This window comes from Bacillus sp. AFS002410, assembly GCF_002556365.1.
Taxonomy (GTDB): Bacteria; Bacillota; Bacilli; order Bacillales; family Bacillaceae_G; genus Gottfriedia.
Genome location: NZ_NUEU01000004.1, coordinates 17591 through 40115, shown reverse-complemented (window position 1 = coordinate 40115; position 22525 = coordinate 17591). Strand labels below are relative to the sequence as shown.

Sequence of the window (22525 nt, the reverse complement as noted above, 5' to 3'; positions counted from 1 at the left end):
TTTATATAGTAGCATAGTTATACTATGTAAACAAACGAATAAAACTTGACTTATTTCGTGTATACCTCAGGCTTTAAAACGCCAACATACGGCAGATTTCGATAACGTTCAATATAATCTAAACCATATCCTACTACGAAAGCATCAGGTACTTCGAAGCCAACTAAATCAGCCTCAATATTTGCTTTACGTCCACTTGGCTTATCTAATAAAGTTACGATTTTAACTGTATTAGCTTTTCGATGTTTAAATAGTTCAACTAAATAGTTTAAAGTAAGACCGCTATCAATAATATCTTCTAGAATGATGACATCTCTTCCTTCTACAGAAGTATTTAAATCTTTCACAATTTTAACTTCACCAGAAGAAACTGTGCTATGTCCATAACTAGAAACATCCATAAAATCAATTTCGATATATGTATCAATATGCTTGATCAGATCAGACATGAACGGAAGAGCTCCTTTTAAAACACCTACTACTAATGGAAAGCGTTCTTTGTACTCTTCTGTTAGTACTGCGCCTAATTCTATTACCTTTTGTTGAATTGCCTCTTCACTTACTAATACTTGTTGAATGTCTTGTTTCATCTTTTCCTCCTAGAAACTCTTAGAAACCACCTGTATTGCAATGAGTGACTCATCTGTCGAAAAATTTCTTTCATATACAGATTTTTTTACGAAAGGTACCCATAATATATTATTTTGACTATCCGTAATTATTGGCCATTCATCACGTAATGATTGTTTCATTTTTTCATCAATAAATATATCTTTTAACTTTTTTGACCCATTCATACCCTTTAATGACATTCGATCACCATTCTTTCGATTCCGAACAACGAGTGGAAAAGAAACATCCTTGGCAGAACAAATAAACGTGTCGTTTTTTGGTTCAAGACATTGATTGTTTAATTCAACTTTTATCGAAAAACCATTTGGTAGTTCATATACACCTGGCTCATTAATAGAAATAGTATAATACTTCACATTCACTTGCTCGAATGTAAATGTGCATTCATTGTATGAGCGTTTGACAAAAAGTCCTTCAGGTAAATGCTGTTCCCATGTGGATTTCTCATTTTGTAATAAAGTCAGAATTGAATTAAGATGCCCTTGTGTCAAGCCTTCAGGTATAGATAGGTAGACATATTCTAATATTAGTTGAATACATCTTCTTTGTAAAGATATAGGCACATTTAAAAACTGTTTAACATCAATCGTGACTGCTTGTTTTTGTTTATGTTTTATAACTGTATTCATTGCATCTTCAGTTAATTCCATTAAATATAGTTCATCTTCTATCTGTTGTCTACTAAAGTGTTGGAATCGCTTATGTGCAGTTGGATTTTCTTCAAATATAAAAGGTAATAGATGATGTCTAAATCTGTTTCTAGTGTATACGTCTTTCTCGTTACTTGGATCTTGTCTTGGAATTATATTTTTTTCGTGACAATATGTAATTAAGTCGTGCTTCCTCAGTTCTAAAAATGGACGAATAATTTCACCAGTACTAAACGCCCGTTTTTCTCTAATTCCCGCGTAGCCCATCGGTGAGCTACCTCTTACTAATCGCATTAAAATTGTTTCGACTTGGTCCTCTCCATGATGTCCGAGTGCTAAATAGTCCGCTTCGTATTTCACCATAATCTCTTCAAAAAAACGATATCGACATTCCCTCGCTGCTAATTGGCTACTTAATCCCGTTTCTTCGATATACTGATTTACATTTATGCTCTTACCTTCAAAATGTACGTTATTCAAAATACACCAATTCTTGACGAATTCCATATCATCTAGAGACTCTTGTCCTCTAAACATATGATCTACATGTGTAAGAATAATTGTAAAATCGTATTCATCTCTGACTGATAAAAAAGCATGAGCCAACGCCATTGAGTCTGGGCCCCCGGAAACACCAATGACAATTTTACCGCTACTAATAATATTATTTTTCTTTATAAATTCCTTTAATTGATTAATTACCATTTACCCATACTCCTAAATGAAAGTATAATTCATATCTATATGTTAACATTCCCATCCATGGAGTACTATGATTTAAAGCTGATAATAAAAATATAAAACATATGCTAGTCCCATTAATAATAGAATTGTAGATGTTTCGAACCAATGACTTCTTTTTTTCTTTTTCTTCACGTACACACTGTTCGCCGATCTTGACTGAGTTGATTGGTTAGGCATTTGATTCTGATTTTTTGATTGCGTAGTTTGATTTGCTGCTTGGTTATGTTTTTTGGAGTGCCTTGATTGATTTGCTGCTTGGTTTTGCTGTTTTGACTGTCTCGTTTGGTTGACCGAGTTGTTTTGTGCTGCTGTAGCTTGTTGCGCTTTATTTTTCTTTTTTGTAGCATTTATCTTTTGTTCATACATCAGCAGCGCCTGTTTCATTGCGTTTGCACTGACATACTCGCCTTTTAACCCTCTCATCAGAAACTCTTTATATGGAGTAAGGGCCTGTGTTTGATCGATCACCTGTTCAATTTGCTTTATGCCTTGGCCGTTCTTTAGAAACTGTTTTTTACAATGCAGGTGAATAAAAATCATTGTCACAGCAAATAAGTCATAGGAGATTTCTGCTTTTCTAGTTCCTAACCCCCAGTAACCACGATCAAAGAACTCAGTAAACTCTTTAACCGCTCGTCCGATTTGGGTAACTCCTCCAAAGTCAATCCACTGGATTCTATTTGGTTCTTTCGTTACTAGAAGATTATCAGTTTTTAAATCCCCAAATATATACCCCTTATGGTGCAATTTATCTAATAGAGATAGCACTTGAATGATAAATATACTACTCCACTCAATTCCATTTCTCTCTATAAATTTTGGTAAACTAACTCCATTTACGTACTCCATTACATAAAAGTAGTAGCATTCTCTTGATACAGAATCTACATAATCGTCTACATCGATAAAAGAAGGCCCAAGGAAAGTATCCTGGACCTGTGTGATTTTTTTTAGTACATTCACTTCATTCGTAATATTAGTGGAATCCTTACTCAGCTTAAGGGCAACATTGCCATTTTTCCCAGAAGCAAGATAAACTGTACCATTAGCGCCATTTCCAAGTAAACTTTTAATTTCGTATTGGTTATTATTCCACTTTCCAGTAATGAGAGTCCCAGGTGCTAGACTAATCTGCCCATTCAATTGATTGTTCATCATCACCATTATTACCTCTATCATAATTTTGTTCGTTAAAATAATTCAATGCTTCGCGAATCGCAGGACCAGTTGGAGTCATACCACCCATTGTTAATTTAGGAAAGATCGTGTTGAGCTTTTCTAATTTAGGTGTCCAGTCTAACAACTTGTCAACATCGTCACGTTTCCCGGGAAATATAAATAACGAGTAGGCATTTTCGCCTGTTCTAGAGTTTAAACTAATTTGCAGATCAAATAATGATTCTTTAACAGTCTCTAGCTTATCTTTCATACTAGCACTCGTATCTACTAAAATAATAACTTCTAAACCTACAGTTTCTCCAATATCCTCTACAACCTCATAAACTTCTTCTCGCTTTGAAGGAGGTAGTGATTCAATTGAATTACTTGAGCCTAAAATTTGCTTTAATTCCTTATTAACAAACCCTTGAATTGTTTGTGTCATTGCTTTTCTAGTAACCATTTGAACAGTTTGTGAGAGTTGTTTCGTATAAACAACCTGACTAATTCCTCCACCTGCTCTAGCAATTTCTTCAATTTCCTTCAATCCATCGCCATTTTGGACATTTTCATCTAAAATTCCGATTACATTGACAGTGATACCATATTCTTGCGCCAAGCTTGAAACAGCTAGTGGATCTTCACCATGATTTGAATAACCATCTGTAATTAATAAAATTTGCTTTAATTTTCCCTTATACATACTAAAATCCCCTCCGCATAAAAGTTGTTACCATTTTGTCCAAATACGGGAGGGGATAAACCTTTATTTAATTTATTTTACTAAGCCATCGCACTATATGATGCAATTGATGACCACTCAGGCATATTTCGCTTTACAACAGCAACTACGACTGTCATATCATCATTAATATCGCCTGTATTTGATCGAATTACCTCTTCAAGTAATAACTCTGCTACTGCTTGCGGATCATCTGTTTCAAGTTCACTAATTTTACGTTTCATCCACATTTCATAGTTTTCGACGTGTCTAGGACCTTCAAAAATTCCATCACTCATCATAATCAATAAATCACCAGCTTTAAGTTGCTCACTTACAACTTCTACGTCAAATTCATCAATGATGCCGATTGGTAAATTACTGCCTTCTATTTTTATAACTTGCTTTCCTCGTTTAACAAAACTTGGCGAAGAGCCAATTTTTAAGAATTTCGCTGAGGCATCATGTAAATCTACCATTGCCAAATCTAGCGTAGCAAATACCTCTTCAGTAGTACGTAAGGAAAGGATCGAATTAATAGATTTAATTGCGACAGTTTCCTCTATGCCTGAATTTAATATCTTTTGAAGTAGTTTTAATGTCTCATTACTTTCAATATGAGCACGCTCACCATTACCCATTCCATCACTAATTGCGATGGCCTGTTTCCCTGCTCCTACATCCATTATTTTAAAAGCATCACCAGATATAAATCCTCCACCTTTAGCTGCTGTTGCTACTCCGGTCTCAATAACAAATGCCTTATCGGAACCAAATGTAACTAAGTAATTCCCTCCGTTCGGAATTGTTGCTGATTCTTCTTTTAAAACGACAATTGTCTCCTTTAAAATATCAGATAGTATTGGCGCAATTAACTTTTGACACTCTCCATATTCATTTTCAAAAGGAATTAAAATATCAATATCAATGTTTCCTTGTTCTAGGTTATAGATTTCAACTTGGCTAACATCAATACCAAAGTTTAATAAAGCCTGTAGAATTTGATCCTCTTGCAATTGATGATTCTCTTTTTCTCGTTGAATCTCTTTTGCAAAATCAACCATTACTTTCGATACCCCACGCAATTGCTCTGCTACTAATCTTCTGCTCTCCTGAACTTGTTTTTTTAGCCTTTGGTTTGCACGGAAATAGAAAACCTCTTGCTTCATTAAATCCGCCATTTTAGAGGAACGCTGGCAATATTTTTCCCATTCTCTCATAAATTGACCGTTCTTAATAAGCTGATCCTTTTCTACTAAATGCATCATATTCTCCATGTATTGATATGTTCGGTCTCCATTATTAGACCAACAATGATCTTTTTTCATACAACTACTACAGCATTTATTGGAAATGCTACAAATAAATAGTTCTTCATCAGTCAATTCGTCCTCAATTTGTGCAAATTGACTAGGCTGTGAAAAGCTCGCAGACAATGCTTCAAACACATTTGAGAATTGTGTAATACGATTAGCAGTCAAATCTCTGATTTTACGCAAATATTGCTGCTGATCTGTAGAATGCTCCTCTGTTCCCGGGACTAGTTTAGCTAATTGCTTTAATAGGAAAGATGGCGTTAGTAAGAATAATACAATCGCAATGACAGATTCAATAATTGAAAAGATAATATCAGACTGCTTTTCTGCATAGAAACTTATTAAGCATGTCCCAATTAATAGTCCAGCCGCTGCACCTAATCTCTTACCTTCTTTTAATAAGCCTCCTAGCAATCCAGAGAATGCTAATAAGCTCATTTGGTATAAGCTTGAAACACTCGCTAGACTTAATATTAGGCCCGTTACAACTCCTACTGTACACCCTACCGTTCCTCCCGCTACGAAGGCAAATAGTAAAACAATATATCTAGTAACGATATGCTGAATTGATAAATCTTGAATATACCAGTCAGTTGTCCCCGTCACAACTGAAGCTAAAAGAATAACTAAACACACGATTTCTTCAACACCTAAAAGCTGTTTTCTCTTAGGAATCGCTAGTAAAGGTACACTTTGGAAAAAAATCATTGTTAGGATAAAACTTAATCCTGCTTCCACAGAAGCCATTAATACATCATACATTAGTACTTCTTGTTGGAAAGCATATGCGATTAATAAGTGACTAATAAATACTGATAAAAATACTTGAAAAGGTACTAGACCTATATAATGTCGTTTAACTCTAGCAAAGAATATATTGAGGATAAAAAATAAGATAACAGTGGCAAAAGCATAACTAACCGTTTCAATCGACACCGTTAGTGAACCAACCATAAGAGCGACAAACGCTACTCCCGTCCGTTCTCTTTTCATCATATAAACAGAAGCAAAAAACGGTAAGACAAACGGAAGAATATGCGATAAGATCAACGCTCTCCCTAATAAAAATCCCGTTAAAAAGATTAGAAGACCCCAATCAAAAAATGCTTTTTCTAGTTTAGTCTTGATTGATTTAGAAGATTGCCGAAAAACTGATTGAAACCCGTTAGTAGGGACCAAGCTAGCCGAAGAATTTGAAGATCCTCTTTCCAGTTTCGTCATATTTCCACCTCATCCGATTTGGTTTATTGAACATATTTTAACTTGTCCATTTGAAGGAATATGTCAAAATGACAAAGGTAAAAAAAAGTTTTCTTCGACGGAAAAAGCTTTTACGTACAACTGTTTTACAAAATATGAGTAAAGCTAGCAGCATAATTTCTCTAATAGGGTAAAAGAAACGCAATTATTAAATTTTATGTCAATCGAAATGTGGGATAGAAAGGTTTAAGAGCGAAAGTGGCAGTTTTTAAGAACTAGTAAGGTCAGGATTAAAAATCAGGTTAAGGGCGGGAATAGATTTAAATAGTTTAGATCTGGAAAGATTAATTGATTTGAGATTCTTTTTTAGAAGTTAAGTGGGAGTGAAAAGAAAAAAACGCCTAGCCTCTTTTAAAGAGACCAGGCGTTTTTGATGATGACCCGTACGGGACTCGAACCCGTGTTACCGCCGTGAAAGGGCGGTGTCTTAACCGCTTGACCAACGGGCCGTCAAAGGGAATGGTAGCGGCGGAGGGAGTCGAACCCCCGACCTCACGGGTATGAACCGTACGCTCTAGCCAGCTGAGCTACACCGCCATTATCTTTAAACGACAAGATTTATCTTACCATGGTACCAATTGACCGTCAACAGTTTTTTCATATTTTATTTTATAGTTTTTTTCATACAAAAAACGCACCCATTAAGAGTGCGTGTTCTATATAAGCATTTATGTCCAAGCAAGGTAGTAAATTAACCTCGACGAGCTCCACGGCCACCACGCTTAGATTCTGTGTTGCGTTTTAAAGAAGCTAGACGATCTTCACTGTCTTTTAAAAATTTACTCATTTTTTGATCAAATGTTTCTTTGACTGGACGTTGATCTGAACGGTTTTGACTTCTACCACGATTTCCACCATTGTTTCCTCCATATGAAGGTCTGCTAGTGCGAGGTCTTTGCTCACGTTCTCCCTCTTTAACCGGTGGACGTTCTTTTGCTTTTTTAATTGAAAGGCCGATTTTACCGTCTTTCTCAACATTGATTACTTTTACTTCGACTTCATCGCCAACTTTTAAATGTTCGTTAATATCTTTAACATAGTTGTCAGCTACTTCACTAATGTGAACAAGTCCAGTTACTCCTTCTGGTAGCTCTACAAAAGCACCAAAATTTGTAATACCTGTAACTTTCCCACTAACTTTGCTGCCTACCTCAATTGACATAAAAAAAATGCTCCTCCTTAAAATGTTTAACTGGATTTACTATATTATATAAAATTATAAAAACAAGTGTCAATGAAACGATAATTACTTAATATTTGGGAAAATTATTTCTCCTTTTTTAGAAAAAAATAAGTTTTTCCTAGCAAGCTCAATAATATATTGATCATCGTTCAATTGGTCAATCATACGTTTTGAATCTTCTACCGTATCTTTTGTTTTCTTTAAATCAGCCTTTGCTAGTTTTAATTGCTTTACTTTAGAAGAATAAACGTGCTGCTGCGCTACGTAGTGAGATTGTAATAAAAAGTATACTGGCACTGTTAAAAAACAAAATAATGACATACGTATTAAAAACTTTTTAAAACTTCTTCTCTTAGGTTTCATCCCCTGTTCTTCAACTAAAGTAATATTTTGTTTATCCTGAACTTGTCTACTTAGGTCCAACTGTCTCGCATGTTCCACCTATCTCTTCCTCCTATCTAAAAAATCTTTTACTTTTTTAATAGTAGTAAGGAAGATATTCTTGAATTTTCCGAAAACTCCTTTAAATTGTATTAAATAGTTTTTGACTCGTTTTGGCACAAAAAACCAACATACTCTGCCGAAAAACAAAAGAATAGATAAGACAACGTTGTAAAGTAATCGGATCAGTCGAATAAGGAGACCATAAATAAACAAAAGTATCACGATTATTAACTGAATAATACCCTTTATAGGTTTAAAAATAAATATTATGATTAATTTTACTATAATGCGGTAGATTCTAATAACTAGTTGAATAATAAATTCTAAAACTTTTTTATAAATAGTTCGCAGTAGACTTTGGTATGCTGCATAACCGCATAGTAGAGCTAACAGGAGATAAAACCTTAGTGCACCTTCGTTAACTAAGTATAAAACATAAAAAACTAGTAGAGCCTGAAATACCCAAAATAAAATATCGGTAGCGAACACGATCAGTCGATTACGAGTACCTCGATATAAAAAACGATGGTATGTATCTAGTGCCATACCAAGATAAGCACCCATACCGACCATCGCTATCATTGAGTAGAACTGAACGTTTAAGCTCATTTAAATAGCTTGCTAAAGATCCCTTTAGCTTTCCCTGAGTTGTACTCGTCAATATAACAAAGTTCATTAATTTTTCCCTTTATAGCTACATGACCTTTTTCTACATCGAGGTTTTTCATTTGTAAATTATGACCTTTAATATGCAAAAAGCCTAAAGCTGTTTCTAAAAGGAATTCTTCACTATCAAAGCTCTCTACCTGCTTAACTCCAGTGATTTCAAGATATCTTCTACTTTTTAAGGACAAATCCTGCTCGATTATTTGGTTTGTATTTTTCGCATTTAAGTCATACGGATTATTCATACTAGTCCCTCCATTTACATAAACTGTATCGCTTTACAACAAGTTCTTAATACAGTGTTATTTGTAAAAGTATATGAAGGGACAACTTTTTTAGAACAAGCTATCTGACAGTTTTTCCTCGCTTATGATTGTATACATTGCATCTGCTTCTTCTTTTCGTACAGTTTCCTTAAGTAGATTGATCTTTGCCGTCACAATTTTCTGCCCGAAGCGAATTTTTAATTCATCATTTACTTTTACTTCTGTAGATGCTTTTGCTACCGTTCCATTTATTGTTATTCTTCCTTGATCAGCCACTTCTTTAGCAAGTGTTCGACGCTTAATAATTCTCGATACTTTTAAAAATTTATCAAGTCTCATATTTTATTCTCCTTAATCCTCATTGATCATTCGAATTTTTTAGCTTCATTCCATATCTCATCCATTTCTTCTAGAGATACGTCTGAAAAGGTTTTATTAATTTCATTAAGTCTTGTTTCAATATATTGAAAACGTTTAGTAAATTTCATATTCGTTTTTAAGATTGCTTCTTCAGGGTTTACATCAATAAAACGAGCTAAATTAACAATACTAAATAATAAATCACCTAGTTCTGCTTCAATTTTAGACTGGTCTTTTGATTCAATTGCATCAAGAACTTCAGTTAGTTCTTCTCTAACTTTATCCACCACCGGAGGTAATTCTTTCCAATCAAATCCCACTTTTGCCGCTTTTCTTTGAAGTTTTTCTGCTTTTAATAATCCAGAAAGTTCCTTTGGAATTCCTGAAAGAACAGATTCAACCACATGGCCCTTTTCAGCTTGCTTTAATTCCTGCCAATTTTTTAATACTTCCTCTTCATTATTAACATGAACAGTTGAAAAGACATGAGGGTGACGATAAATCAGCTTACTCACTAACACTTGGATAACATCTTGAATAGAGAAATAACCTTCATCTTCTCCTATTTGAGCGTGTAACATCACTTGAAGTAAAACATCACCAAGTTCTTCAATAATATGATCGTCATCCTCTTCGTCAATTGCTTCAATCAGCTCATACGCCTCTTCTAATAGGTATTTCTTTAATGATACATGTGTTTGCTTCTGATCCCATGGACAACCGTCAGGGCCTCTTAAAGTAGCAATAACAGAGCGAAGAGTCTCAAATTGGTGATATAGATCCTCTTCATTTTTAACAGGCGGTACATACACACTTGTCATGTTATTGATAGTCGTATTGCGATCCATCTCATATAAAGGCACTCTACTTATTAGCTCATCTGCGCTACCCGCTGCTGTCACAATTACCACTTCATAATCATCAGGAAGCTGCTCCATTAATTTTAATTTCGTATGTGAAGCAGTCATTTGGTCGTAAACTTGGCATATGATCAAATGCTGCCTAAATGTAATTTGCTCTTGCTCTAAATCTGTTGCATCCACAAACTGGAATCCTTCGATAGGATCAATTTTCAAGCTAGTAAACATCGCATCTAAAAAGCTCTGTCCACCTTTAATATCTAGCTGGATAGTGCCCTTATCCGCAAGTTCGATTAATAGCTGAACCGTTTTTTCCGCTACAAGGGGATGTCCTGGTACCGCGTATGTAATGGATTCCGCTTCAGAAGCTTTCACTAACGCCTGTACAATTTCTTGGTAGACTTCTTCAAAACGATCGTGTTTTTCATATATTTCGTCAAATGATTGAAAAGTTAGACCTTCTTTTTCTAATTCGCTTATAACAGGGTGGTCTTTTGTACGTAAATAAAGATTGTCAGTTTTTTGTAACACTTTATAAATTCCAAATGGAAGCTGATTAAGGTCTCCTGCTCCTAAACCTAAAACTGTAATCTTGTTCATTTTCCTCCTCCTGTTCTTTTAAGAGAGCCACTTTAATAATTTTTCACTTTTAACTAATGAGCTTAGCTCTTCTACTGTAAATAACTTAATTTTAATTAAAACAATTCCAAATGCCATTGCTCCTACAACCGCTGATGATAATGCCTCCACTAACATTCTTAAACGAAGTGGGTTGATAAACATTGCATACTTTTCAAAAACATGCTCATATCCATATACACAGCCATACATAACTGCTAGGGCAACTAGTAATTTCGCAATAAACGTAAAGCCAAAAAATGTTGTTTTCGACAATTTATAAATATAAGCCAAATTCAATATCGTAACGATAATTAGAGCAATCACCGTTGAATAGGCTGCCCCTTTTGATCCTATTTGCTCCATTAAAATAACATTACCAACAAATTTCACACAACCACCTGCTAACACATTTAAAGCAGGAATTAAACTTTTGCCTAACCCTTGTGCTATTGAAGATGTCGTAATGGATACCCCGGCGAAGAAAATCGATGCACATAAAACCGTTAGGACATCTGTGCCTAAATCATTTCGATAAAGCATGATATTCGTCGGATGGATAATCGAAATTAGACCGATTGTTGCAGCAGCTCCTACTACAATACTCACCCTAATGGCACCTGAAATACGATTATTTATAGAATTATGTTCTTTACGAACTAATTCACTAGATAAATAAGGAATTAAGGCAAGCGAAAAGGATGAAGCAATGACAGAACCTAATTGAATTAATGGAAATCCACGGTCATAAATACCCTTCACAAGTTTAGCACCTTCAACATGATACCCATATTGTACTAATAAAGGGTAAAAAGAGATTGAATCGATAAACTGAATAAATACAAGTACTAAGCTACTTAGACTGAGTAAGATCCCTTGATATAAAATCGTTTTTAATTCTAAACGATAGGTTTTAATTAAACCAAACGATGGGATTGTTAATCCGGAGCCGCGAAAAGAAACCCAATAAAAGAAGTAAAGTATCGCTGCTATACTACCTAGTATTGAACCTGAAACAGCACCCGCACCTACAATATAAAGATTATCAGTCGTTTCCATTAAATAAAGTGACAGTACTAAAATCGTGATCACTCGAATAAACTGTTCAATTACCTGGCTGACTGATGTAGGTCCCATATCTCCTAAACCTTGGTAATATCCACGAAACGCTGAAGTTATTGGAACAAATAAAAAGCCAACACTGACAACGCGAATTAACATCGCTAGATGATCATCCCGCATAAACTTTGCTATACTATTACTGCCTATGTATAAAGTTAAAAAACATAATATCCCAATGACTAACAACATCATAAATGTTGCATAAACTAAATCTTTAGCCCCCTTATCATCTTTTTTCGCCACTCTTTCAGCTACATAAGATGATAAAACTAAAGGAAAGCCGTATGTTGAAAAAGCTAAAGCAATTGCGTAAACAGGGTAAACCTGTTGGTAAATATAGTAACCTAAATCTCCAGCAATATTTTGATAGGGTATTTTATAAAATGCACTCAATACTTTTGATAATAATGATGCTATTGTTATGAATAATGCGCCTTGTAAGGCTGCTTTTTGTTTAGCATTTTGCAAAAGGATTACAACTCCTTTGATAGACGGTTCACCCTTTAATGTATTACATTATTAGGCCTTATGTAAAGAGTTGTCGAAAGAAAAAACTCCCCTTTTCCATTTTTGGTAAGATTTAACTTTACTGTTGAGTAAAAAAATAATAAAAACACAAAGACCAGTAAAGGTATAAATTAACCTTTACTGGCCTTTGCTTACTAAATGTATGATTATTGCTCCATTTGTCTAGCTAAGAAATTAGTAGCAGTGTCTATCGCTTTCTTTTCAACTTCAGAAATTGTTTTGTCTTTTGAAAAGATCACTACGGCTCCAATTGGATCCCCACTAGCTATGATTGCTCCTACCGCGTAGGAATGATATTTTTCAATAACACTTTCGATAAATGAAGCTTCTCCTGGCTCACTAACTACCTTTGAGTTACGCTCCACCATCGTTTTTTCGATAATATCACCAATATTTTTGTTTAAGTATTCTTTCTTCGAAGCACCTGCAACTGCCACTACTGAATCACGATCACTGATAATGACTGTGTGTCCAAGTGTGTCATATAGTGCATCTGCGTATTCCTTTGCGAAATCACTTAACTCGCTAATAGGTGAATATTTCTTTAAAATAACTTCTCCATCTCGGTCAACGAATATCTCTAATGGATCGCCTTCACGAATCCGTAAAGTTCTCCTAATTTCCTTTGGTATTACTACTCGACCTAAATCGTCAATTCGACGAACAATACCTGTTGCTTTCATACTTGTAAAGCGCCTCCTCACTTACTTGCATGTCTACGTTGATAAAGATACCCGAGTGACAATGAGGTAAGGTCACCCTTAATTAATGATAGTATCCTACACAACGAAAGTTCTATACAAAATAAGTGAGATTTTTTAACACCTTTACTAAAAATATAGTATTGTAAGCACTTTTTGGTAACTTTTATTTAAATCACAGAAGAATTTAGATTAAATTAACCCATATTCTCCTCTATTTTCTAGCTTCTACACCTTAAGCATTAACGCTCTCTTTTTTCACATTTTTTAATCCGTTAATTAAACCTTCTAGTGTAGTTAGCCATTCCGCTGGATTCTTTCCTTTTACGTCTAGCGTAACTTTTAATTTCGACCCATCCATTCCTAGGCCGATTCCTCTACCAAAGGAATTACATAATTGGAATAGCTTCCCGCCGTCAATATTTGTACTTGCCACCTCAGAGAAATAAACACTCACTTCAGACTTAGCTTGCTTGATCAGTTCAATCTTCTCAGCAATGGCTAAAAGCTTAATATGAGCCACTTGGCATAGGTAGCCTACTTCCACAGGGAAATCCCCAAAGCGGTCCATTAATTCCTCTTGCAGGTCATTTAACTCCTCAAACGTTTCAATTCTTCTAAATTGTTTGTACATCTCTATTTTTTGCTTACTATCTTGAATATACGTATCAGGTAAATAAGCATCTACTTCAATGTCAATTTCGATTGAAATTAAATCTTCTTTCTTAACTCCTCTACGCTGTTCGATTGCATCTTTTAACATTTGAGAATATAAATCGAATCCAACTGAATCAATAAATCCATGTTGCTGTGCACCAAGTAGATTCCCTGCACCTCGTATCGACAAGTCACGCATAGCAATTTTGAAGCCGGAACCTAGTTCTGTAAACTCCTTAATTGCCTGTAAACGCTTCTCGGCAACTTCAGTTAATACTTTATCCTGCTTATAGGTGAAATAGGCATAAGCTACTCGATTTGAGCGTCCTACACGCCCTCTTAATTGATAAAGTGTTGAAAGACCCATTCGGTCCGCATCATACACAATCAATGTATTAACATTTGGAATATCCACACCTGTTTCGATAATCGTTGTACTGACTAATACATCATATTGACCATCTAAGAAGGCATACATAACTGATTCCAGTTCTCCTTCATTCATTCGACCATGTGCGACGGCTACCTTCGCATCTGGTACAAGCATTGAAATCTGTTCAGCCATACGCTCGATATCTTCTACTCGATTGTATAAGAAGTAAATCTGTCCATCGCGAGCAAGCTCCCTTTCAATCGCCTCTCTCACTAATGCAGCGTTATACTCGACTACATATGTTTGAACTGGAAAACGATTTTCTGGAGGCGTTTCAATAACTGATAAGTCTCTTACTCCTAGCATTGACATATGCAATGTACGAGGAATCGGAGTTGCAGTTAGCGTTAAAACATCTATATTTGCTTTTAGCTGTTTAATTTTTTCTTTATGAGATACACCAAATCGTTGCTCTTCATCAATAACTAAAAGGCCCAAATCTTTATAAATAATATCCTTTGATAATAAACGATGAGTTCCAACTACTATATCAACAGAGCCTTCTTTTAATCCCTTCATCGTTTCAAGCTGCTGCTTACGAGATCGGAAACGATTTAACAGGCCGATATTAATTGCGTGATCCTGAAATCTTTCTCTTAATGTTTCGAAATGCTGTTGTGCTAAAATTGTAGTAGGAACTAAAATAGCAACCTGCTTACCTTCAACAATTGCTTTAAAGGCAGCACGAATAGCAACTTCAGTTTTCCCATATCCAACGTCTCCACAAAGCAGTCGATCCATTGGACGTTCTCTTTCCATATCCTTTTTAATCTCATGAATTGATCTAAGCTGATCGTCAGTTTCCTGGTATGGAAACGAAGACTCAAATTCTTGTTGCTCTAGCCCGTCAGGAGAAAATGCATAACCTTTTGATGCTTCACGCTCTGCGTAAAGTTTAATTAAATCATCAGCAATATCCTGTACTGAGCCTTCAACTTTCTTCTTAACCTTTTTCCAATCAGTCCCGCCAAGTTTATAGATCTTTGGTTCCTTACCCTCAGAACCCACATACTTCTGTACTTGGTCAATTTGTTCGATCGGTACGAATAATTTATCGTCACCATGATATCGAATATGTAAATAATCTTTATGGATTCCATTAATCTCTAATGTTTCAATTCCTAAAAATTTACCGATACCATGATTAACATGAACAACATAATCTCCGACTTTTAATTCCGAGTAATTTTTTATTCGTTCTGCATTCGATAGCTTTGTATTAATTCTCTTTTTCTTCTTAGCTTTTTTAGTAAATAGCTCTCGCTCCGTAATGAGAACAAATTTCTCTAACGGAAGTTCGAATCCAGAACGAAGATCACCCTTCATGATGTAAACTTCACCATTTTTGATTTGCTCAATAGAAGAGATAATTTTACCTTCAATTTTGTAATCTGCTAATATATTTTCAATTTTGTTTGTTCTATCATCACTTTCACCAAGCATAACGATCGTGTATTTATTTTTCTTCCAACGATCTAGTTCATTTTTTAATAGGCCCATTTGTCCATGAAACTCTTGCATCGATTTGCATTGCATCGACACTACCTGTTCAGGATGCGTATGAGGAACTCTTCTTGGAAAAAGACTCGTATGAATTTGTTGGCGCTTTCTTGATTGTAATAATTCGAAAAAATCATGAGAAAACGTTACGCCCTGTAAAGCATTTCCTTCTGCCAATAAAGATGTATACCACTCTGCTTCATCTTTTTTTAGCTGTTCAACAATTTCATGAACCCTGGAAATCTCATCGATTACAACAATAGCTTCTTTTGGAACATAATCTAGTAAACTAAATTGGTTTTCATAGATTAGGCCAAAATATTTATATATTTGATCAATCAACTGCCCTTGTTTTAACTGTTCAAGATCATAGGTGACCTTTTCAGCTAATGATTCTTTTAATTGTTGATCTTTTACTTTTGATAGAGTCGTTTTAAAAGCTTGCTCTATACGTTGAACACCTAATTGTAAATCAGTCTTAGAGATAATTCTTTCTGTTGCCGGACCAATATGCACAATTTCAAATTTTGTAATCGACCTTTGAGAATCAGGAGAAAACGAACGAATTGAATCGATTTCTGTATCAAAGAGCTCTATACGAATAGGGTCTTCATATGTAAGTGGATAAATATCAAGAATTCCACCACGTACACTAAATTCTCCCTTACTTTCTACCATTCCAACACGCTCATAGCCCATTTGGACAAATTTTGATATCAAATTCGGTAAATCGATCTCTTCGCCGATTTCAAAATTAATTTGATTGCTAGCCCATAATTCAGGAGATGGTAAATATCCGATTAATCCAGAGACTGGTGTAACTACAATCGCTGGTTTTTCTGACATCAAACTGTTTAGTGCGATTAGTCTTTGTGATCTGAGCTCTGGACTTGATACCGCAATCTCTGATGCAATTAATTCATTTGCAGGATATAGAAATACCTTTTCTTCACCTACAGCTGCTCTCAAATCTTCCGCTACCTTCTGAGCTTGAAGAAGATTATTCGTTACAATTAACTGTGTTTGTCCAGTTTCTTTAAAAACAGCACCCGCTAGCAATGTTTTTGCAGACCCAGTTAAGTTTGTAACCAACTGCTCTTTCAACCCGCTTTTAAGGCCCTGCATTATCTTTTTAATATCTTTATAATGGTTAAATTGTTCAATCAAACCAATCACGAAGTCAATCTCCCCTAACAGTCAATCTAAGTAAACAATACCCTTAGTTGAAGTTTATATTTATAGTTTTTTTAAAATTAGGCCTGTAGATGAAAAGTGCAAAAAATAATGAATACTTAAATCACATTTCACAAATGTTTTGTTTTACGTTTTAATCAAAACACCTTAACAGTGAGCCTAGAAAAAACAGAAAAACGCCTCAGTTATTAACCAAAGGCACTTTAGTTTATAAAATTTTTATATTCATGGTAATGCGGAAACTCTGATAGGGTCATTTCGCAATCCTCACACACGATATAAATTACTTGATTAGGAGATTGAATAAAATTTACAAAATCACTTAGCTCCTCGCCAAATGAATGACAATAAGAAGATGATACTTGTAAAAGTTGATCCTTTTCAATACTACCCATGCATTTACTGCAATATCGACACTGACATTCTAATAATTCCATTACTGCCTCCATACTACAAAAATTCATATATACAGTATGGTTTGTACTAACTATACTTATTCAATATGAAGGCGTAAATTCCTGTTTTTTATTTTTTATTATATTGATTCATCACGTCTACAAAAGAATGATTTAAAAAGTATTCACATGCATCCGCTGCTTTTTTTACACCATCAACAACTTCAGCAATTTCCTCTTCAAAAAAGTTTGAGAGTACATGATTTACAACGCTCATCCCATTAGAAGGGCGGTCCACTCCGATGCGAATACGTTGGAATTCTTGTGTCCCTAAATGCTGAATTAATGACTTAATCCCATTATGACCACCAGCACTTCCCTTAGTGCGCAAACGCAGCTTACCAGTTGGAATATCCATTTCATCATAAAGTACAACAAGGTCTTCTATATCAATATTAAAATAATCCATGAACGGCCTTACACTTTCACCTGATAAATTCATGTATGTTAAAGGTTTTAACAAAAAGACTTTTTCACCATTTACAATCCCAGAAGAATAAATACCATTAAATTTTTGTTGGTTTAATGAAATACCCCAACGGTGAGCCAATTCATCGATCGCAATGAAACCTATATTATGTCGCGTTCTCTCATATTCTCTACCCGGATTGCCTAATCCTACAAACAATTTCATTTTATTCCTCCATTCTTAATCTCTGGTTATATTGCGAAAAGACGTAACCACTTCTGGTTACGTCCTCTTATAAGTTTTAAAGCAAAGATGTAATTTTACTATTAATCAAATAATGTACTTACTGATTGCTCTTCATAAACACGAATAATCGCTTCACCTAACAAGCCTGCAACTGATAATTCAACAAGTTTATCAGTTCTTTTATCGTCAGTAAGACAAATTGAATTTGTTACAACTAATTCTTTAATACAAGAGTTTTCGATACGATCAATTGCCGGTCCAGACAATACAGGGTGTGTACAACATGCATATACTTCTTTTGCACCGTGCTCTACTAATGCATTAGCAGCAAGTGTAATTGTACCCGCTGTATCAATAATATCATCAATTAGAATAGCCGTTTTACCCTCAATATTACCGATGATGTTCATAACTTCGGAAACATTTGGTTTTGGACGACGTTTATCAATGATAGCAATTGGAGCTTTAAGACGATCAGCCATTTTACGAGCTCTTGTTACTCCACCATGGTCAGGAGAAACAATTACGATATCTTCAAGCTGTTTTTTTCTAAAATAATCTGAAAGGATAGGTACACCTAATAAGTGATCAATCGGGATATCAAAGAATCCTTGAATTTGTGGAGCATGTAAATCAAGTGTAATCACTCGAGTAGAACCAGCAGTCTCAAGAAGATTTGCAACTAACTTAGATGTAATTGGCTCACGTGAACGAGCTTTACGATCTTGACGAGCATAACCGTAGTAAGGAATTACGATGTTAATTGTTTTCGCTGATGCACGTTTTAAAGCATCAATCATGATTAACAATTCCATAATACTTTCGTTTACTGGGAAACTTGTTGATTGAATGATAAATACATCACAACCACGAATACTTTCCTCAATGTTAATTTGCACTTCTCCATCGCTAAAACGAGAAACCGAACATTTACCAAGCTCTACACCAATATGCTTTGCAATTTCTTCCGCCAATTTAGGATTTGAGTTTAGAGTAAATACTTTTAAATGCTTGTCTGGATAATGATTAGGCATGTTTCGTGTACCCTCCGCTTTTTTCTTTTCTTTTTATTTATCTATAATTAATTTTTATAGTAACCTTCTTTTGTCACTTGCCTTGCTCTCGCAATTGCCAGTGAGTCTTCTGGAACTTCATCAGTAATTGTTGAACCAGCTGCAATGTATGAACCTTTTTTCACAGTTACTGGTGCAATTAAGTTTGAATTACAACCAACAAAAACATTGTCCTCAATCGTTGTTTTAAACTTGTTTTTACCGTCGTAATTTACAGTGATTGAGCCACAACCAAGATTAACATCTTGACCTACTTCCGCATCACCAATATAGCTTAAATGAGAAGCTTTACTTCTATTACCAAAAGAAACTTTCTTAGTCTCAACAAAATTACCAATTCGAACTTCATCACCTAATGTTGACGCAGGACGAATATGAGCAAAAGGCCCAACTGATGTTGAATGACCAATCTTACTCTCATGTACAACCGATTGCTTAATGATCGTATCATTACCAATTACACTATCGATAATTTCTGTATTCGGGCCAATTGTACTATCAGACCCTATTATACTATTCCCATAGATCATTGTACCAGGGTAAATAATAGTATCCGAACCAATAATTGCATCTGCTGAAATATATGTGCTTGATGAATCGATAATCGTTACTCCATTCAACATATGCTTTTTATTTATATTTTTTTGCATTAATGATTCCGCAATCGATAAAGCATATCGATCATTTACACCTAATGTTTCATCAAAGTTCGCTGTTTTATATGCAGCTACGATTTCACCTTTTGCTTTTAGTATCTCAATAACATCCGGTAAATAGTACTCACCTTGAGAATTATCATTATTCACTTCGCTTAGTGCATCAAATAATGCCTTATTATCAAAACAATATGTACCTGTATTAATTTCTTTCACTGCAAGCTCTTCCGGATTTGCATCCTTATGCTCAACAATTTTTAATACAGATCCATTTTCGCCCCTAATTATTCTACCATAACCAGTTGAATCCTCAATATGAGCTGTTAAAATGGTAGCTTTTGCCTGTAATCGATCATGTTCAGCAAATAAAGCTTCAATTGTTTCTGGGGAGATTAATGGTGTGTCACCACAGATTACTAAAGTGGTTCCTTCTTTATCTTTTAAAGATGGCGCTGCTTGAATCACAGCATGTGCAGTACCTAATTGCTCAGCCTGAAGAGCATATTCGCTATCGTCACCTAATTGTGTTTTAACTAATTCTGCTCCGTGACCTACAACAGTTACAATATTTTGTACACCAACTGATTTTACGTGGTCTACAACATGCTGAACCATAGGTTTTCCACAGACAGGGTGAAGTACTTTATATAATTTTGATTTCATTCTAGTACCTTTTCCTGCAGCTAGAACAATCGCATATTTATTTGACATAGTCAACCTCCATCAATCTAAATACCAATACCTGTTAGGTCAATTTGCTAATTTTTATATTTTTTTACAAAATACATCCATTTTATTATACCATAAAAAAAGAACCCATTATACATTAATGGGTTCTTTTTGGTCATATTTTTAAGAAGCACCTGCTTCTTCAAAGTCTTCTTCCAGCTCACCTACACGGTGATATTCAGCTAATACAGAATCTTGTATTTTGCTACGAGTTGAAGAGTTAATCGGATGAGCGATATCACGGAACTCTCCATCCGGAGTACGTTTACTTGGCATTGCTACAAATAATCCGTTGTTACCATCGATTACACGAATATCATGAACGACAAATTCATGATCTAAAGTAATTGATGCAATAGCTCTCATACGACCCTCCGTGTTTACGCGGCGTAGTCTTACGTCTGTCACTTCCATCTTGTTCACCACCTTTTTCAACTTAAACCATAATTAGTAAGTTTCAACAATTATCAATAATTTCCTTCTTTTTGGAAAATTTTTTATGTAAATTATTTAATTTTTAAAAATGTTTACTAAATTTAAGGTTTCAACTAATTTATCGGAATTTTTTAATTAGTTTTTAATGAAAATAAAAAAAACCTGAAAAAATTTTCAGGTTTTTTATTATAAGTATATATAGTTAATTTTCAATCCAACCACAAACTTCATCGCAAATTCTTTAAATAACTGCGATGCACTCAATTTCCACTAGTACATCTTTAGGCAATCTTGCAACTTCAACGCAGCTTCTTGCAGGTTTATGTCCGTTGAAATATTCTTCATAAATAGCGTTAAAATCAACAAAAGTAGTTAAATCCTTCAAAAAGACTGTTGTTTTAATAACTTTAGATAAATCTGTACCAGCTTCTTCTAGAACGGCTTTAAGGTTCGCAAACACTTGTTTAGTTTGTTCCTCAATCCCACCTTCAACGAGATTCCCGTCTGCAGTTAATGGAATTTGTCCAGAAGTGTAAAGTAAGCCATTAGCGATTATTGCTTGAGAATATGGTCCAATTGCTTTTGGTGCATTATTCGTATGAATTAATTGCATTATGTATCTTCCCCTTCTTTATTATGACAAAATAGCTTATCTATATTATGATTATAAGCTTTCAGTTTTAATAAATGATTCTTCTTGGTAATTGCCTCGTTCAACTCTTATAAGTTGTTCTCTTTCATTTACCTCAGATAATTTTACAAGCGAAATATAATCTTCAACTAATCTTTCTTCAATATTAACTGCTTCAACTAATACACCAATACCTGCCACATTTGCCTGGAATTCTTTAAGCAAGTTTTTCATACCAGTAATCGTACCACCGGCTTTCATAAAATCATCGATAATTAATACATTTGAACCGGCCTCGATGCTTCTTTTTGCCAATGACATTGTCTGTATACGCTTTGAAGAACCAGAAACATAGTTAATACTCACAGTCGATCCTTCTGTAACTTTGTTATCCTGACGAACAATTACAACTGGTACATTTAAAAAGTTTGCAACTGCATATGCTAATGGAATCCCTTTTGTTGCAATTGTCATTACGATATCAACTTTTTGATTACCGAATATTGATGCAAACATACGACCTACACTATTAACATAGTTAGGATTACTTAAAATATCTGTCATATATAAATATCCACCAGGTAATACTCGATCTGGCTTTTGAAGTAAATCACAAAGCTCTTCAATCAATGTGTTTACTTCTTGGTTACTAATACTAGGAATATACTTTACACCACCAGCCGCTCCTGGTACAGTCATCAGAGTTCCAATTCCTTGCTGTTCAAATGTCTGTTTAATGATTCCTAAATCCTCACTAACTGATGATTTAGCAGAAGTATATAATTCAGCAAAAAATGTTAATGATACTAACTGTTGTGGATGATGCAACAAATAGTGTGTCATACCTACAAGACGAGAGCTTCTTCTAATTTTCATG

Annotated in this window: 21 protein-coding genes and 2 tRNA genes; all 23 read right to left on the bottom strand. The window is 34.8% G+C overall.

Translation table 11 applies throughout. The annotated features are described in order from the left end of the window. Positions 1-50: 50 nt before the first annotated feature. Positions 51-590: a hypoxanthine phosphoribosyltransferase gene (gene hpt / locus CN692_RS04325; RefSeq protein WP_098117916.1), complete on the bottom strand. Its 540-nt coding sequence runs from the start codon at positions 588-590 to the stop codon at positions 51-53. A 9-nt stretch (positions 591-599) separates the two neighbouring features. Beyond that, the gene (gene tilS, locus CN692_RS04320; RefSeq protein ID WP_098117915.1) at positions 600-1988 is read right to left on the bottom strand and encodes a tRNA lysidine(34) synthetase TilS; all 1389 of its coding nucleotides are present in this window, start codon (positions 1986-1988) and stop codon (positions 600-602) included. A gap of 72 nt (positions 1989-2060) precedes the next feature. Continuing rightward, on the bottom strand, positions 2061-3185 hold the full coding sequence (locus tag CN692_RS04315; protein WP_098117930.1) for a protein kinase domain-containing protein: 1125 nt from the start codon (positions 3183-3185) through the stop codon (positions 2061-2063). After that, positions 3154-3888 carry a VWA domain-containing protein gene (locus CN692_RS04310; protein ID WP_098117914.1) on the bottom strand — a complete coding sequence of 245 codons (735 nt, stop codon included), beginning with the start codon at positions 3886-3888 and terminating at the stop codon, positions 3154-3156. Before CN692_RS04310 ends, CN692_RS04315 begins: the two co-directional genes overlap by 32 nt. An 80-nt stretch (positions 3889-3968) precedes the next feature. Next, entirely contained in the window at positions 3969-6443 is a 2475-nt protein-coding gene (gene spoIIE / locus CN692_RS04305) for a stage II sporulation protein E (RefSeq protein ID WP_098117913.1), read from the bottom strand. 416 nt (positions 6444-6859) lie between these two features. Then, positions 6860-6931 (bottom strand) — tRNA-Glu (locus CN692_RS04300). An 11-nt stretch (positions 6932-6942) separates the two neighbouring features. Next, positions 6943-7019, bottom strand: a tRNA-Met gene (locus tag CN692_RS04295). A 154-nt stretch (positions 7020-7173) separates the two neighbouring features. After that, on the bottom strand, positions 7174-7644 hold the full coding sequence (locus CN692_RS04290) for a S1 domain-containing RNA-binding protein (protein WP_098117912.1): 471 nt from the start codon (positions 7642-7644) through the stop codon (positions 7174-7176). Positions 7645-7728: 84 nt separating this feature from the next. After that, positions 7729-8106 carry an FtsB family cell division protein gene (locus tag CN692_RS04285; protein WP_098117911.1) on the bottom strand — a complete coding sequence of 126 codons (378 nt, stop codon included), beginning with the start codon at positions 8104-8106 and terminating at the stop codon, positions 7729-7731. After that, entirely contained in the window at positions 8107-8718 is a 612-nt protein-coding gene (yabQ, locus tag CN692_RS27110) for a spore cortex biosynthesis protein YabQ (protein WP_098117910.1), read from the bottom strand. Further along, complete coding sequence (gene yabP / locus CN692_RS04275) at positions 8715-9020, bottom strand: sporulation protein YabP (protein WP_098117909.1); 306 nt, start codon at positions 9018-9020, stop codon at positions 8715-8717. Before yabP ends, yabQ begins: the two co-directional genes overlap by 4 nt. Positions 9021-9110: 90 nt before the next feature. Continuing rightward, the gene (locus tag CN692_RS04270) at positions 9111-9380 is read right to left on the bottom strand and encodes an RNA-binding S4 domain-containing protein (RefSeq protein ID WP_056474461.1); all 270 of its coding nucleotides are present in this window, start codon (positions 9378-9380) and stop codon (positions 9111-9113) included. A gap of 26 nt (positions 9381-9406) precedes the next feature. Next, positions 9407-10861, bottom strand: a complete 1455-nt coding sequence (gene mazG / locus CN692_RS04265; protein WP_098117908.1) for a nucleoside triphosphate pyrophosphohydrolase — start codon at positions 10859-10861, stop codon at positions 9407-9409. An 18-nt stretch (positions 10862-10879) separates the two neighbouring features. Then, a complete protein-coding gene (locus tag CN692_RS04260; protein WP_098117907.1) occupies positions 10880-12469 on the bottom strand; it encodes a putative polysaccharide biosynthesis protein in 1590 nt (529 codons plus the stop codon). 206 nt (positions 12470-12675) lie between these two features. Further along, on the bottom strand, positions 12676-13212 hold the full coding sequence (gene spoVT, locus CN692_RS04255) for a stage V sporulation protein T (RefSeq protein ID WP_098117906.1): 537 nt from the start codon (positions 13210-13212) through the stop codon (positions 12676-12678). Positions 13213-13465: 253 nt separating this feature from the next. Continuing rightward, entirely contained in the window at positions 13466-16996 is a 3531-nt protein-coding gene (gene mfd / locus CN692_RS04250) for a transcription-repair coupling factor (protein WP_098117905.1), read from the bottom strand. 221 nt (positions 16997-17217) lie between these two features. After that, a complete protein-coding gene (locus tag CN692_RS27105; RefSeq protein ID WP_179874368.1) occupies positions 17218-17451 on the bottom strand; it encodes an anti-sigma-F factor Fin in 234 nt (77 codons plus the stop codon). Between the two features lie 88 nt (positions 17452-17539). After that, positions 17540-18103, bottom strand: coding sequence for an aminoacyl-tRNA hydrolase (pth, locus tag CN692_RS04240; RefSeq protein ID WP_098117903.1), 564 nt, complete (start codon positions 18101-18103; stop codon positions 17540-17542). A gap of 101 nt (positions 18104-18204) precedes the next feature. Continuing rightward, on the bottom strand, positions 18205-19158 hold the full coding sequence (locus CN692_RS04235) for a ribose-phosphate diphosphokinase (protein ID WP_098117902.1): 954 nt from the start codon (positions 19156-19158) through the stop codon (positions 18205-18207). A gap of 47 nt (positions 19159-19205) precedes the next feature. Further along, positions 19206-20564: a bifunctional UDP-N-acetylglucosamine diphosphorylase/glucosamine-1-phosphate N-acetyltransferase GlmU gene (gene glmU / locus CN692_RS04230; protein ID WP_098117901.1), complete on the bottom strand. Its 1359-nt coding sequence runs from the start codon at positions 20562-20564 to the stop codon at positions 19206-19208. 141 nt (positions 20565-20705) lie between these two features. Continuing rightward, positions 20706-20996: a septation regulator SpoVG gene (spoVG, locus tag CN692_RS04225; protein WP_056474486.1), complete on the bottom strand. Its 291-nt coding sequence runs from the start codon at positions 20994-20996 to the stop codon at positions 20706-20708. A gap of 262 nt (positions 20997-21258) precedes the next feature. Beyond that, the gene (locus CN692_RS04220) at positions 21259-21630 is read right to left on the bottom strand and encodes a RidA family protein (protein ID WP_098117900.1); all 372 of its coding nucleotides are present in this window, start codon (positions 21628-21630) and stop codon (positions 21259-21261) included. Positions 21631-21681: 51 nt separating this feature from the next. After that, on the bottom strand, positions 21682-22524 hold the full coding sequence (purR, locus tag CN692_RS04215; protein ID WP_098117899.1) for a pur operon repressor: 843 nt from the start codon (positions 22522-22524) through the stop codon (positions 21682-21684). Position 22525 lies beyond the last annotated feature (1 nt).